Raw genomic sequence first — 13,376 nt, forward strand, 5'->3', positions numbered from 1 at the left:
CCCGGCTCACCATCCCGGGTACGGGGTCTGCGCGGTGGCCGCCGCCGTCACGGAGTTCGCCCCGGGGCGGCGTGCGGCCGCCTCGACCGACGCGGGATCGAGCCGGAACGCCGCCAGCGGCAGGGGGATCGCGTCGGGGCGGAGCACCCTCACGACGCGGCCGTCGGGGGCGAGGTCGACCGTCCAGGTCTCGGCGGCGACGCTCACCGCGGGAGGACCCGGGCGGAGGTCGTCGAGGCGTCCGCGCAGGGCGGTCCGCACGCGCGGGTCGAGGGCGAGCTGCACGTGCGCGAGAGGGTCGAGCAGGCGTCGGCGTGCGCGCGGGTCGGCGGGGGCGTAGCGGCGGTCCGGGCGGTGGGGGACGACACCCGGCACCCCGAGCGCGTGCAGGTCGGAGCCCGGGTCGTCGAGCGACCGGGCCAAGACGAGCTGCCACAGCGCCCGGGCGATCGCGGCGCGCTGACCGGACGCGTCGAGTCCGTATCCGCCGCCGACGGTCAGAATGCGCCCGTCGTCGACCGCGGCCAGCGTGACCGGGCCGAGTACCCCGCGATCGAGGCGGCGGAGGGTCAGCTCGACGTCGGCGTCGGCCCACAGCTCCCGCACCCGCGCGACCGGATCGAGGGATGCCGCGGGCGCGAGGCCCGTCCACCAGCACCACAGCGCGTCCTCGACGACGACCGTCCTCCCCGCCTGGACCCGCGCATCGTCGGGGTCGGCCCCCGCGCCGAAGCCGCCCAACAGCGGTGGGTGCGTGAGCGGCTCGTCGGGCCGTGCGTCACCGGGACGGGCCACGGCGGCGGTGTACGGCATCCATCCCTCCACGCTCCCGCGGCGCGCGCGCACCCACCGGCGTTCGACGAGGTCGTCGTCGGGCGCGAGTGGGAAGCCCGGCATCGCGCGCTCGGTCGGATCGGCCCAGCCGAGATCCGATGCGCGGAGCACGGGCGCACCCTCGGCGGCGAGGTCGCGGGCCGAGGCGCGACGGACCTCGAGCTGTCCGTGATCGGCCGACCACCAGTGGCGGCGGACGGCGGCGTCGATCGCGTCGGGATCGGCCTCGGGGGCGAGGTCGACGACGACCGCGTGCGCGTCGACACCGGGTGCTCCGGGCATCGCGACCTGGAGGTGCTGGAAAGCCGAGGGGAACGGGGCGGGATGCCGGACCCGCACCGGCCGGGCGGTCAGCGCCGGCTCAGGCATGCGGCAGCGGGAAGAGGTTGATCTCGTCCTCCGGGAGGGGGGTCTCGCGCCAGCCCAGCTCGACCGCGATGCGCTGGACGCGTCCGTGACCGAGGAAGGGGAACGCCGCGGGCGCGTTGCCGATCGCGCCCGGGGCGACGACGCGCACGACCGTGAGCCCGGCGCTGCGGATGTCGGGGGTCGTGATGTCGACCACGATGGGCTCGACGTCGGCGCGTTCGAGGGCGGCGATCATCGCGACGCGGGAGCGCTCCGGCATCCGCGGCACGCTGTCGATCGATCTCCCGGAAGCGGGGCGCAGGAGACGCTCCATGCGCTTTCCGGCGCGGGGATCGAGGTACACCTGCTGCTGGACCATGAGGTCATCGCAGTCGTGCATGTCGGGACGGAAGTCGTCGAGGTAACGACGGTCGGCGCGCCAGGGTTTGAACGCGCGGCCGTTGAGCTCGCCCTCCGTCATGACGCGCCAGTGCAGGCCGTCGGCGTGCAGCAGATCGCGCGAGCCCTCCTGCAGGGTGTACGCCTCGGTCAGGGCCTTGGACGCCGCAGAGGCGAAGTCGGGGCGCGCGGAGAACCCGACGTTCACCAGCTGATCGTCGTCATCGTGCAGGATCGCGGCCGCCACCGGGACGGCGAACTCGTTGTCGAGCTGCACGAACGACACCCGCGAGCGCTCGGCGACCGCGGGGGCGCTCACCCCCTCGACGCGGGGCAGGGGCTGCGCGTTCAGCCACCACACCATCGTCGCGTGACGCTCGACGACCTCTTCGATCGCGCTCGTGACCGCGAACTCCTCGCTGGGACCGGCGGCGATGCCCGCGAAGGCGCAGAAGTTCGTCGGCGGCGCGGCGGCCACGTCGGCCGAATACCAGTTGACGTAGACGAGGGATGCCGGCACCCAGATCTCGCGGCCGGTCACCGCAGAGCGTCCCGGCACCCAGTGCACGGGGAGGTCGGCATCCAGAGGGACGAAGGGGAATCCGGGGGCGGCGTACTGCGCGTCACTGTAGAGGACGAGCCGGCGGGGATCGAGCGCGGGCACGCCCGCCCGACGCAGCTGCGCGAAGGAGCCGTGCCGCACGGGCAGGGTGTCGAGGATGTTGCCGCAGTACCGCTCCACCGACTCCCCGACCGCGGCCGCCTGGGCGGATGCCGCGTCGTCGAACGCCGACCCCTGGCACAGCACGTTGTTGGCCCACGACGTCACCGCACGGATGTCGGCGACGTCGGCCTGGCGAGTGACGAGACCGGCGGGAACCCGTGCGTGGTGGCGGACGTCCCGGACGCGGGTGATGACGCCGGCGCGCTCGTCGACGAGATCGAGCGCGGTGTGCCGGCGGTGTCGCGTGCGCCGGTGCGGCAGCGGGAGCACGGGGTGCGACACGTGGCGCACCTTCCCGTCCTCCAGCCACAGCTCGTGCAGGAGGTCGCCCGGCGCCTCGGTGAGCCCCTCGCGCGCGACCGTCTCCGCGGCGACGGCGACCAGTTCCCACATCGCGTCGAGCAGATCGGGCAGGTCCGCGGCATCCGGCCCCTGATCCCCACCGACGGCCGGACTCCGCAGCGCCCGGTGGACGGTGGCGTTGCGGGCGGATGCCAGACGGCGGGCTGCTGCGTCTTCGTACGACGCCCCGACCCCCGGCGTGACGAGGGGGCCGACCCACAGCCGACCGCGGGAGAGCTCGACGGCCAGCCACGGCACGCGGAGGTCGTGGCAGATGCGGTCCAGGTCGATGAACTCGCGCTCGCGGCCGCCGCGCAGGGCGACGACGAGGAGGCGGTCGGCCGAGAAGGCCGTCGTCGCGACGGTGCGCGGCGGGCCGACCGGCGCGGGGAGCACGTCGTCATCGGCGCGCAACCGCGCTCGGGCGGCGGCGACCACGTCATCGTCGCCGGCGAGCACGGCGCGGACCGCGGGACCCGCGTCGGGTCGCGGGGCCGGGGCGATCACGGCCGGCGAAGAGACCGCGGCGGCGGCGAGCAGCGGCCGCAGGGCAGCGGCTGCCTCGGCGAACTCGACGTCGATCAGATCGTCGCGCCTCTCGTGCCACGCCCAGAGGAGGACCTGCACGACGGCGGCGGGAACGTCGACGATGTGGTGCTGCTCACCGACGGTGACGAGGCTGCGGCGCTCGTCGAGCGGACGGATCTCGACACCGGTGCGCGCGGGGCGGGCGTCGAGCACGAGCGGGGTGGGCGTCATCGGGGGTCTCCTCACGAGAGCGGGTGGAAGCGGGCACGCGCGGGCCCGGCCGAAGCCGAGCCCGCGCGCGGAGAGGTCAGGACCAGGCGAACGAGGTCGCCACGTGACCGTGGTGGTTGGAATTGGGAGCGAGCACCGTTTCGGCGGCGCGCTGCTCCTCGACGGCGACGATCGTGATCTGCGACATGGACATCACCTCCTCTCGAGGTCGGGGGTTTCGGACAGGGCTTCGGGGGACGTGTCGGCGCCTTCGACGACCGCGCGATACCGGGCCGATCGCGCGACCAGCTCGTCGTGCGGGCCCGTGTCGACGACACGTCCGCTTTCGACGAAGACCACGCGGTCCATCGCGCGCATGAGGGTGGGGCGGTGGGTGATGGCCACGGTGGTGCGTCCCGCGCGCGCGGCGGTGAGCGCGGCGAGGAACTCCGCCTCCGTGCGGGTGTCGAGGCTCGCGGTCGGTTCATCGAGGACCAGGACGGACGGGTCGCGCAGGAGAGCGCGAGCGAGCCCCAGGCGCTGCCGCTCCCCGCCGGACCACGTCGTCCCGCGCTCGGCGAGCAGGGTGTCGATGCCGTCGGGAAGGGCGCGCACGTGCGCGGCGAGGCGCGCGCGCTCCAGCGCGGCCCAGACGGCCTCGTCAGCGGCATCCGGAGCCAGGAGGTTCTCGCGGACCGTGGCCCGGAAGACGTGCGGCTGCTGGGGTAGGAGCACGAGCCTCCGGCGCGTCTCGGCACCCGATTCGCTCGCGCAGTCCGCGCCGTCGACCGAGAGGTCGCCGTCGACGGCGAGGAGGCGGGCGAGGGCGAGAGCCAGGGTCGTCTTGCCCGCGCCGCTCGCGCCCACCACCGCGACGTGCTCGCCCGGGGCGATGTCGAGGTCGACACCATCGAGCGCGGCGGTCTCCCCTTCGGGGTAGACGGCGCGCAGGCCCCGCGCCGCGATCGCGCCGGGGCGCGGCGTCGAAGGCGCCCGTCCGCCCACCGGGTCGACGGGTCGCACCCCCGGGGCCCGCAGCACTGCGGCGACACGACGGGCCGCCTCCGCCGTCTCGCCGATGCGCCCGAGAGCGCCCGCGGCGATCGCGGCCGGCGACAGCGCAGCCGCGGCGAGCACCACGAGCGACGGTGCGAGCGTGGCATCCATTCCCGCCGAGACGGCCGCCGAAGCGAGAAGCAGCGTGGTGAGCAGCAAGACGACGGTCAGGGCATCGGTCAGTGCCTGCTCCAGCCCCGCGCGCAGCGAGAGCCCCCGCCGCGCGCGCTGGACGGCACTCGTCTCGTCGGCCACCGCACGGGCCTCGACCCCGACCCGGCCGAGCAGCACGACGTCGCGCGCACTGGATCGCGCCGCGAGGACCCGGGCCGACAGGCGCGCGAGTGCCGCCCGCAAGGTCCGGCCCTGCTCTGCCGCGCGGCCCGCGAGCAGCAGGGGCACGGCCACGAGGAGCGCCTGCGCGGGGAGGAGGAGAAGCCACAGCGGCCCGAGGAGCACGACGGCGGTGACGTCGATCACGAGGCAGGCGAGGGCGCCCGCCGAGACCTGGGCCACCGTGTGCGCGGCGAACCACTCCAACGACTCCACATCGCCCATCGCCGCCGCCACCGTGTCGCCCGAACGGCGGCGAGCCAAGCCCACCGGAGCGAGACCCGCGATCGCGCGGTGGACGTCGATGCGGAGGGCGTCGATCACCCGGTAGGCGAGGACGTGCGCGAACCACTGCTCGCCCCACGCGGCCAGACCCGCGGCCACGACCGCCGCGACGACCGCGAGGACGAGGGCGGGTGCCCCCGCCTCCACCGCGAGCGCGGACGCCGCCGAGACCGAGAGCACCGACACCGCGACGGAGGCGAGCATGCCGACGGTGACGACCGCGAACACGCCGAAGAACAGGCCACGCCGTCGCCGCAGGTACGGGACCAGGAGGCCGAGGGGCCTTAGAACGTTCACGCCCGACCTCCCGACACGGCGACGCGCCCCTCTGCCGCGAGCAACGCGGCATAGGCGCCGGCGCGCTCGCGCAGCTCCCCGGGCGTGCCGGTCTCGCTGATGCGTCCGCGCTCGACGACGAGGACCCGGTCGGCGCTCTCGGCCACCGCCAGACGGTGCGTGACCGCGATGAGCGCGTCGTCGGGATGAGCCGCGCGCAGTGCCGCGATCACCCGGGCCTCAGCCGCGGGGTCGAGAGCCGAGGTGGCCTCGTCGAGCACCAGCACGCGCCGGTGCTGCATGTCTCCGCGCGCGATCGCGACGCGCTGGCGCTGCCCGCCCGAGAGCACCGCTCCCCCGTCGCCGAGGGGCGTATCGAGAGCGACCCCCGCACGCGCGGCGACGTCCTCGGCGGCTTCCGCGTCGGCCGGAGCGCCCAGAAGGATCTCCGCGCGCACGTCGGCCGTGAACAGCGCCGGGTCCTGGGCGACGAGGCCCACTCGCGCGCGCAGCTCGTCGGCGCCCATCGCCCGTCCGCCGAGCGAGATCGTGCCGGCCTCGGGCTCGAGCAGTCCCGCCAGCGCGGCCGCGATCGACGACTTGCCCGCCCCCGTGGGTCCGACGACAGCGGTGAGTCCGGCATCCACCCGGAAGGATGCGTCGTCGACGACCGGGGACGGGGAGTTCGGATGCCGCAGCCGCAGGCCCGTGACCTCGAGCGGCAGCGCGACCTCGGCGCGGGCGACGGCCTCCGGATCCCGGCGTCCACGATCGGCCTCGACGAGGTCGAGGACGAGGGGGCCGGAGAAGGTCCCGAGGTAGCCCGCGTGCCAGGCGGCGGCGAGCTCGCGCAGGGGCCGCACGAGCTCGATCGACAGCAACACCGCGACGAACATCTCGAACGGGCTCAGCTCTCCCCCGCGCACGGCGACCAGGACGAGCACCAGAGCCGGAACCGCGAGCAGTGCGAACTGCGAGAGACCCGATTCCACGAGCGACACGCTGAGCTGGCGAAGCGTCCGCCGCAGGAGGGTGTCGGAGGCCGCGGCGAGCTCGCGTTCGCGACGTTCCTCCTCGCCGAACGCCACGAGGGTGGTCATCCCGTGCATCGAGTCGACGAACTCGGCGTGCAGGTGCTGGTAGGCGTCCCAGTGATCTCCGCCGCGCGCGGCGAGAACGCGATCCCACAGACGCGGGACCAGAGGCAGGAGCGCCGCCGCGGCGATCGCGACGACCCCGATGAGGGGGTCGACCAGCACGAGGCCCGTGCCCACGGCGACGAAGACGACGCCGGTCACCGCCAGTTGCGGCACGTAGGCCGAGAGGTAGGCGTCGAGATTCTCGACACCGTCCGTCACCGTCGCCTGATCCGCGCCGCTTCGCCCCTCGCCCGGCGTCCGGGCGGTGCGGTGGATCAGCGCGGCGACGGCGTGCTCGCGCAGATCGCGTTTGACGGCATCCATCGTCCGGTGTGCGATCACGGCCCGCACCAGGGTCAGTGCGGGCCGTACGAGCAGCACCGCGGCGACGGCGACCAGCATCGGGGCCAGCGAGGCGTCGACGAGGGAGCGCCCGCCGAGCAGGCCCGCGAACAGCTGTGACAGCAGCACCGCCTGGACCGCCCACGTGGCGGAGATCGCCACGCCGACGGCGACGAGCGCGAGAAGCGCCCCCGCGTGACCGCGCCACAGGCAGAGAAGACGGAGATGGGTCATGTCAGGGAACCTTATTGAGAATGGTTATCATTAGGCCATGACCGTAGAAGAGCGCGCCGACGACGTCAAGTCGCCGACGGTGCCGTGGCCCCGCCGGCGGGCCGCCGCCGCGATCGTGCTCCTGTGCGCGGCCGTGCCCGTGGTCGTCGTGCTCGGTATCGCTGCCGGCCAGGTCGCGCTCACCCCCGCGGACGTCGTCGACGCGACCTGGCGCACTCTCACCGGCACGACGGGGACCACGGATGCCGCGCGCCTGGCCGACACCGTCGTCGGGCAGCTGCGCGCCCCGCGCGTGCTGCTCGGGTTCTGCGTCGGCGCCATCCTCGCCGCCAGCGGCGCGGCCCTGCAGGCGGTCGTGCGCAACGACCTCGCCGACCCCTACCTGCTCGGCATCACCTCCGGCGCCTCGCTCGGCGCGGCCGCCGTGATCGCCCTCGGAATCGGAGCCTTCGCGGGCGCGCTCTCGACCTCGGGAGGCGCGTTCGTCGGGGCGCTGCTCGCGCTCGCGATCGTGCTGGTGCTCGTCGGGCCCCGCCGGCGTCTCGGATCGGGTCGGCTGGTGCTCGCCGGACTCGCCGTCGGCTACGCGCTGTCGGCCGTCACGAATCTCATCGTCGTCCTCTCCGACAACCGCGACGCGATCCGAGCGATCACGTTCTGGATGCTGGGGTCGCTCGGCCAGGCTTCGTGGGCCGACCTCCCGCTCGTCGCGCTCGCCCTCGTCGCCGCCGTCGGCGTCCTGACGGTGTGGGGCCGCCGGCTGGACGCCATCGGACTGGGTGACGACGTCGCCCGGAGCCTCGGGAGCGACCCCGACCGGCTCCGTCGCAACGTGGCCGTCGTCACCGCCGTCGCGATCGCGGCCGCGGTGGCGGTCAGCGGGTCCATCGGTTTCGTCGGCCTGGTCGTCCCCCACCTCGCCCGCGGGCTCGTGGGCGCCACGCACCGTGTGCTCCTGCCGACGAGCGCGCTGCTCGGCGGCATCCTCCTCGTCGCCGCGGACACCCTTGCGCGCACCGTGCTCGCTCCGCGCGAGATCCCCCTCGGCATCCTGACCGCCCTGCTCGGCACTCCCCTGCTCCTCCTGCTGATCGCCCGTCGCAGCCGCGACGCGTGACAGCCCCACCCGAAAGGAACCCGATGCGTTCGCGCCCCATCCTCGCCACCGCCCTCGTCCTGTCCGGAGCCGCGCTCCTCGCCGGCTGCTCGTCCTCAGCCGCCGCGCCGGCGTCGTCCGGCGCCGCCGGTGCGTACCCCGTCACCGTCACGGATTGCGGGACGGACGTACAGATCGACGCGCGCCCCGAACGGGTGCTCACCGTCGGCACCGCCGCGGTCGAGCTGCTCGACGCCGCGGGGGCCAGCAGCTCGATCACGGCCCGAACGGCCGAGTTCGGAGCGGCCCTGTCGGACTCGATCACCGACCCACCCTCGGACGACCTCATCATCGACCCCGCCGATCCCACGACGGAGACCATCGTGGGCGCCACCCCCGACCTGGTGTTCGGTTACGGGCTCTTCTCAGCAGACCCGGCGCAGGTGAAGGCTGCGGGGATCCCGATCCTGACGGTGCAGGGCGAGTGCGGACACGACGCCAGCACCGACAGCGAGGCGGTGGACCTGCACACCGTCACCGACGACGTGCGGCGCCTGGGCACGGTCTTCGGCACGAGCGACACCGCCGACGCCGCCGCCGACGCTCTCGACGCGCGGATCACCGCCGCCACGCGTCCCGCGACGGGCGACTCGGCCGCCTGGGTCTACTACTTCTCGTCGGAGGACCCGATCTCGGCCTACGGCGGAGCGGGTCTTCCGGCGGCCGTCCTCACCGCCGCCGGGCTCGACAACGTCTACGGCGACCAGAGCGACGCGTACCTCACGGTCTCGACCGAGAGCCTCCTCGCCGCGCAGCCGACCTGGATCGTCCTCACGCACGGCCTGTACGGCGAGACCGCGGAGCAGGCGCGCGAGAAGCTGCTCGCCGAGCCCGGGATCGGAGAACTGGATGCCGTCAAGGCCGGTCGTATCGTCATGGTGGGCGCCGACACGTCGAGCCCGTCGCCGGCGGCCGTCGCCGGCCTCGAGGCCATCGCCTCGGGGACACGTGACTGACGGCCCCGTGGCGGACGGCCCCGTGGCGGACGGACCAGCCCTGCTGGAGGCCGAGGACGTCGTCGTCGCGCACGGACGGCGCAGGGTGATCGAGGACCTCTCGTTCACCCTGCGCCGTGGCGAACGCGTCGCTGTCGTCGGCCCCAACGGCGCGGGGAAGACGTCGCTGCTGCGCGCGCTGGCCGGGCTCAGCCGCCCGGCCGGCGGGCGGGTTCGCCTGCACGGGCGCGACCTGCACCGACTGCGGGAGCGGGAGCGCGCGCGACACCTCGCCTTCGTCGCCCAGGACGAGCACACCGACCTGCCGTATCGCGCGCGCGATGTGCTCCTTCTGGGACGGTCGGCGGGCCGCGGCGACTGGCACCGCTACGACGGCGACGATCACGCCGTCATCGCCGAGGTCGCGGAGCGGTGGGAGCTCACGGGGCTGCTCGACCGCACGCTCGACGCCCTGTCGGGCGGGGAGCGGCGCCGCGTGCTGCTCGCCCGTGCCTTCGCGCAGGACGCCGAAGCGGTGCTGCTCGACGAACCCACGAACCATCTCGACCTCCGACACCAGCACGCGCTGCTCGCTCACCTGCGCGACACCGGCGCCACCGCTGTGCTGACCCTGCACGACCTCGACCTCGCAGCGGCGTACTGCACGCGCGTCCTGCTCCTGCAGCACGGGCGGGTCCTCGCCGACGGGGAGCCCGAGGCAGCCCTGTCGGCCACGCGCGTGTCGGAGGTGTACGGGGTGCCCGTCACGGCCGTGCACGTCGGCGGACGCGCCCGCATCCTCGTGGGGTAGCCACGATCCCTCTCGCGGCGGATGCGGATACGCTCCGGGGCGGACGACACCACAATCCCGCGCGGCTGGGATGGAGGCATGACCTCTTCTCCCGTCCTCACCGCCACCGGGCTCGTCAAGCGTTACGGCGAGCTGTCGGCGCTCGACTCCGTGTCCCTGACCATCCGCGCCGGCGAGTCCGTCGCCGTCATGGGGGCGTCGGGGTCGGGCAAGACCACCCTGCTGCACACCCTCGCCGCCGTGATCGCGCCCGACTCCGGCTCCGTCGTCCTCTCGCCCCCGGGCGCTCAGCCGATCGAGCTCGTCGGTCTCACCGAGGGAGAACGCGCGCGCGTCCGCCGCACGCTCCTGGGCTTCGTCTTCCAGGAGCACCTGCTGCTGCCCGAGCTGACCGCCGTCGAGAACGCGGCCCTGCCGCTGCTGCTCACCGGGATGAGGAGACCGGATGCCGAGCGCCACGCCGCCGGCTGGCTCGCCGCCCTGGGGCTCGCGGGAATGGAGTCCCGCCGCATCGGTCAGCTCTCGGGCGGGCAGGCGCAACGCGTCGCGATCGCCCGCGCGCAGGTGACCGGGGCACCGGTCGTCTTCGCCGACGAGCCCACCGGTGCCCTGGATTCGGCCACCTCGACCGACGTGCTGAGCGCGCTCCTGCACGCCACCACCGGCCAAGGCCGGACGCTCGTCATGGTCACGCACGACGCCGAGGTCGCCCGCCGCTGCTCGCGCATCGTGCGCCTGCGCGACGGCCAGGTCGTCGACGACACCGCGGGGGTCCTGCGATGAGCACCGTCCTCCCCCTGGCCCGTCTGCTGTCGCGGCCCAGCCGCCAGGGTCGCGCGGCGCTCGTCCTCCCCGCGGTCGCCTTCGCGGTGACCACGGCTCTGCTGCTCACCGTCGCCGGTGGCGCGCACATGTTCCTCGTGGATCCTCGAACGCAGGACGGCGCGGGGGTCTACGGCATCCTGGCCTCGCTCGCCGTGCTGCTGCTGGCCGTCCCGCTCGTGACGCTCGGAGCGGCGGCCGCGCGCCTGTCGAGCCGCCGCCGCAACGACCGTCTCGCGACGCTGCGTCTGCTGGGCGCGAGCGGACGCGAGATCTGGGCCCTCACCGTGCTCGAGGCCACGCTCGTCGCCGCCGCGGGCGCCGTCGCGGGCGTGGCGCTGTACGCCGCGCTGCTGCCCCTCGTCGGCCTGCTCCCGTTCTTCGGCGGGCCGGTCGGGGTCGCGGCCGTCGCGATCACCCCTCTCCTGGGGGCGGGCGTGCTGGTGGGCGTGGTCGTCATCGCCGCGATCAGCGCCGCCGCGAGCCTGCGCAAGGTCAGCGTGACCCCTCTGGGTGTGCGCACGCGCAGCGCCGCGCCGCCGTCGCGTCGCGCGGTGCTCATCGTGGGGCTCGTCCTGCTCGTGGCGGTGGGCCTTGCGGTCGCGAACTTCAGTGTCGTCGGCAGCCTCGTCGGGCCTGCCCTCGCCACGGGCGTGCTGCTCGGGCTGTTCGTGGGAGGCATGGCCCTGCTCAACCTCGTGGGCGCCCCGATCATCGCCGCCCGCGGCCGCGCCATGGCCCGCACCGCGAAGAGCGCGGCGCAGCTCGTCGCGGGTCGTGAACTCGCGGCGCACGCGGGGCCGTCGTGGCGCCGGGTGTCGGGCATGGCGATCGTGTCGTTCATCGCGGTAGTCGCCGGGTGCGGCCTGGCCGTCGTCAACGCGGCCGAGGGTGCCGAGGGCGTGACGCTCCTGACCGACATCCGCACCGGCGTGCTCCTGACGCTCGGGATCGCCTTCGTCCTCCTCGCGTGCGCGGTGGGGGTCACGCAGGCGGCGTCGGCGCTCGAGGAGCGCGACCTAATCGTGGGCCTGGACAGGCTCGGCATCCCGGATGCCGAACTCCGCCGCGCCCGCCGGCTCACGGTCATGGTGCCCCTGCGCTGGGCAGCGGTGGGCGGCGCCGCCCTGGGCGGGGCGCTGTCGTTCCCGATCGTGGGGATCGGCCTCGTGACGGCCCCGTTGTCGGTCGCCACGATCGCCGTGACCTTCGTCGCGGGCTTCGCGCTGGTCGCCGCGGCCCTCGCGTCGACGCGTCCGATCGTGACGGGCATCCGCCGCGGCACGGTGTGAGGCGGGCGGGCGGTGCCGGATCCGGGGCGGCACCGCCCGCGAAGAGGGTTGAGTGTCCCGGACACCCGGATGGATGGGGGCACTCGTCCGGGTGTCTGGGACACTCAACCCTCTGCGGGCCGGGGTCGCGTGCCGCGAACGGCCCGCGCCACCCCTGATGAGTGTCCGAGACACGCCGTTTCTGCCCAAGCGGTTGCGGCGTGTCCTGGACACTCGACGCTGTTACGGGGCGGCCCCGCGCGGGTGTTAGCGTGCGGGGGTGCGACAGGATGCCACGGAACCCCGCCGAATCCGCGTTTCGGCCGCGGTCATCACCGATGCCGCGGGCCGCCTGCTGCTCGTGCGCAAGGCTGGGACCACCGCGTTCATGCAGCCCGGCGGCAAGCCCGAGCCGGGCGAAACGGCGGCGGAGACTTTGGCCCGCGAGCTCGCCGAGGAAATCCGTCTCGACGTCGATCCCGCCGCCCTCGAGCCGCTCGGCGAATTCGCCGCCGTGGCCGCGAACGAACCCGGCTTCGAGGTGGTCGCCGACGTGTTCCGTGTCGACATCGGCGACCAGGAGCCGGTCCTGGATGCCGAGATCGTGGAACTTCGCTGGGTCACCGCCGCGACGGCATCCGGAATCGAGATCGCCCCGCTGGCCCGGGAGTTCTTCCTGCCGGAGTGACGGGCCGGGAGTTCCTGCCGGGCGGACGGGCCCGGGCCCGGGCCGTCAGGCGGAGTCGAGGCCCAACACGCCGCCGCCCACGGCCACCACACGGCGCGTCGCCCACGAACTCCGCACGACGGCACAGGATGCCACCGGCACCGGCCGCCCCGGACCGCGTACCGTCAGGCGGAGTCCAGGCCCGACACGCCGCCACCCATCCCCACCACACGGCGTGTCGCCCACGAACTCCGCACGACGGCACAGGATGCCACGGCCCCGGCGGTACCGCCCCGCGTACCCTCACGCGGACTCCACACCCACACACCGCCACCCACGCCCCCCACACGGCGCGTCGCCCACGAACTCCGCACGACGGCACAGGATGCCACGGCCCCGGCGACACCCTCAAGGACCTGCGCACCGCGACCTCCGGCCCACACGCCCACGTACCCTCAGGCGGACTCCAGGCCCGACACGCCGCCACTCACGGCCCCCACACGGCGTGTCGCCGACGAACTCCGCACGACGGCACAGGATGCCACCGGCACCGGGGCCGCACGCCCGCGTACCGTCAGGCGGACTCCAGGCCCGACACGCCGCCACTCACGGCCCCCACACGGCGCGTCGCCCACGGACTCCGCACGACGGCACAGGATGCCAC

10 protein-coding genes are annotated in these 13,376 nt (G+C 74.4%); 6 read left to right on the forward strand and 4 right to left on the reverse strand.

Going from position 1 to position 13,376, the window contains the following annotated elements; genetic code table 11:
• Positions 1–6 precede the first annotated feature (6 nt).
• The 4 genes from NS283_RS10550 to NS283_RS10565 form a co-directional block, all read right to left on the reverse strand.
• Positions 7–1,203 carry a YcaO-like family protein gene (locus tag NS283_RS10550; protein WP_058596823.1) on the reverse strand — a complete coding sequence of 399 codons (1,197 nt, stop codon included), beginning with the start codon at positions 1,201–1,203 and terminating at the stop codon, positions 7–9.
• A complete protein-coding gene (locus NS283_RS10555; RefSeq protein WP_058596824.1) occupies positions 1,196–3,406 on the reverse strand; it encodes a YcaO-like family protein in 2,211 nt (736 codons plus the stop codon). Before NS283_RS10555 ends, NS283_RS10550 begins: the two co-directional genes overlap by 8 nt.
• A gap of 192 nt (positions 3,407–3,598) precedes the next feature.
• Positions 3,599–5,356, reverse strand: coding sequence for an ATP-binding cassette domain-containing protein (locus tag NS283_RS10560; RefSeq protein WP_058596825.1), 1,758 nt, complete (start codon positions 5,354–5,356; stop codon positions 3,599–3,601).
• Entirely contained in the window at positions 5,353–7,050 is a 1,698-nt protein-coding gene (locus NS283_RS10565; protein WP_058596826.1) for an ATP-binding cassette domain-containing protein, read from the reverse strand. Before NS283_RS10565 ends, NS283_RS10560 begins: the two co-directional genes overlap by 4 nt.
• A gap of 37 nt (positions 7,051–7,087) precedes the next feature.
• Here NS283_RS10565 and NS283_RS10570 point away from each other — a divergent pair, with 37 nt between their 5' ends.
• The 6 genes from NS283_RS10570 (at position 7,088) to NS283_RS10595 (ending at position 12,733) form a co-directional block, all read left to right on the forward strand.
• Positions 7,088–8,167 carry a FecCD family ABC transporter permease gene (locus NS283_RS10570; protein ID WP_058596827.1) on the forward strand — a complete coding sequence of 360 codons (1,080 nt, stop codon included), beginning with the start codon at positions 7,088–7,090 and terminating at the stop codon, positions 8,165–8,167.
• A 23-nt stretch (positions 8,168–8,190) separates the two neighbouring features.
• The gene (locus NS283_RS10575) at positions 8,191–9,162 is read left to right on the forward strand and encodes an ABC transporter substrate-binding protein (protein ID WP_058596828.1); all 972 of its coding nucleotides are present in this window, start codon (positions 8,191–8,193) and stop codon (positions 9,160–9,162) included.
• Positions 9,155–9,952: an ABC transporter ATP-binding protein gene (locus NS283_RS10580; RefSeq protein WP_193752668.1), complete on the forward strand. Its 798-nt coding sequence runs from the start codon at positions 9,155–9,157 to the stop codon at positions 9,950–9,952. The genes NS283_RS10575 and NS283_RS10580 overlap by 8 nt, the downstream gene beginning before the upstream one ends.
• Positions 9,953–10,030: 78 nt before the next feature.
• Positions 10,031–10,735 (forward strand): ABC transporter ATP-binding protein, encoded by a 705-nt coding sequence (locus NS283_RS10585; protein WP_058596829.1) that lies wholly within the window; start codon positions 10,031–10,033, stop codon positions 10,733–10,735.
• A complete protein-coding gene (locus NS283_RS10590) occupies positions 10,732–12,066 on the forward strand; it encodes an FtsX-like permease family protein (protein ID WP_058596830.1) in 1,335 nt (444 codons plus the stop codon). The genes NS283_RS10585 and NS283_RS10590 overlap by 4 nt, the downstream gene beginning before the upstream one ends.
• Before the next feature lie 259 nt (positions 12,067–12,325).
• Positions 12,326–12,733: an NUDIX hydrolase gene (locus NS283_RS10595; protein ID WP_058596831.1), complete on the forward strand. Its 408-nt coding sequence runs from the start codon at positions 12,326–12,328 to the stop codon at positions 12,731–12,733.
• Positions 12,734–13,376 lie beyond the last annotated feature (643 nt).

Source organism: Microbacterium testaceum (assembly GCF_001476285.1).
GTDB lineage: Bacteria > Actinomycetota > Actinomycetes > Actinomycetales > Microbacteriaceae > Microbacterium > Microbacterium testaceum_B.

Excerpts from the sequence above, each read along its gene's own strand:
- NS283_RS10550 (WP_058596823.1), bottom strand. The coding sequence starts at position 1,203 with ATGCCTGAGCCGGCGCTGACCGCCCGGCCGGTGCGGGTCCGGCATCCC.
- NS283_RS10555 (WP_058596824.1), bottom strand. The coding sequence starts at position 3,406 with ATGACGCCCACCCCGCTCGTGCTCGACGCCCGCCCCGCGCGCACCGGT.
- NS283_RS10565 (WP_058596826.1), bottom strand. The coding sequence starts at position 7,050 with ATGACCCATCTCCGTCTTCTCTGCCTGTGGCGCGGTCACGCGGGGGCG.
- NS283_RS10570 (WP_058596827.1), top strand. The coding sequence starts at position 7,088 with ATGACCGTAGAAGAGCGCGCCGACGACGTCAAGTCGCCGACGGTGCCG.
- NS283_RS10575 (WP_058596828.1), top strand. The coding sequence starts at position 8,191 with ATGCGTTCGCGCCCCATCCTCGCCACCGCCCTCGTCCTGTCCGGAGCC.
- NS283_RS10585 (WP_058596829.1), top strand. The coding sequence starts at position 10,031 with ATGACCTCTTCTCCCGTCCTCACCGCCACCGGGCTCGTCAAGCGTTAC.
- NS283_RS10590 (WP_058596830.1), top strand. The coding sequence starts at position 10,732 with ATGAGCACCGTCCTCCCCCTGGCCCGTCTGCTGTCGCGGCCCAGCCGC.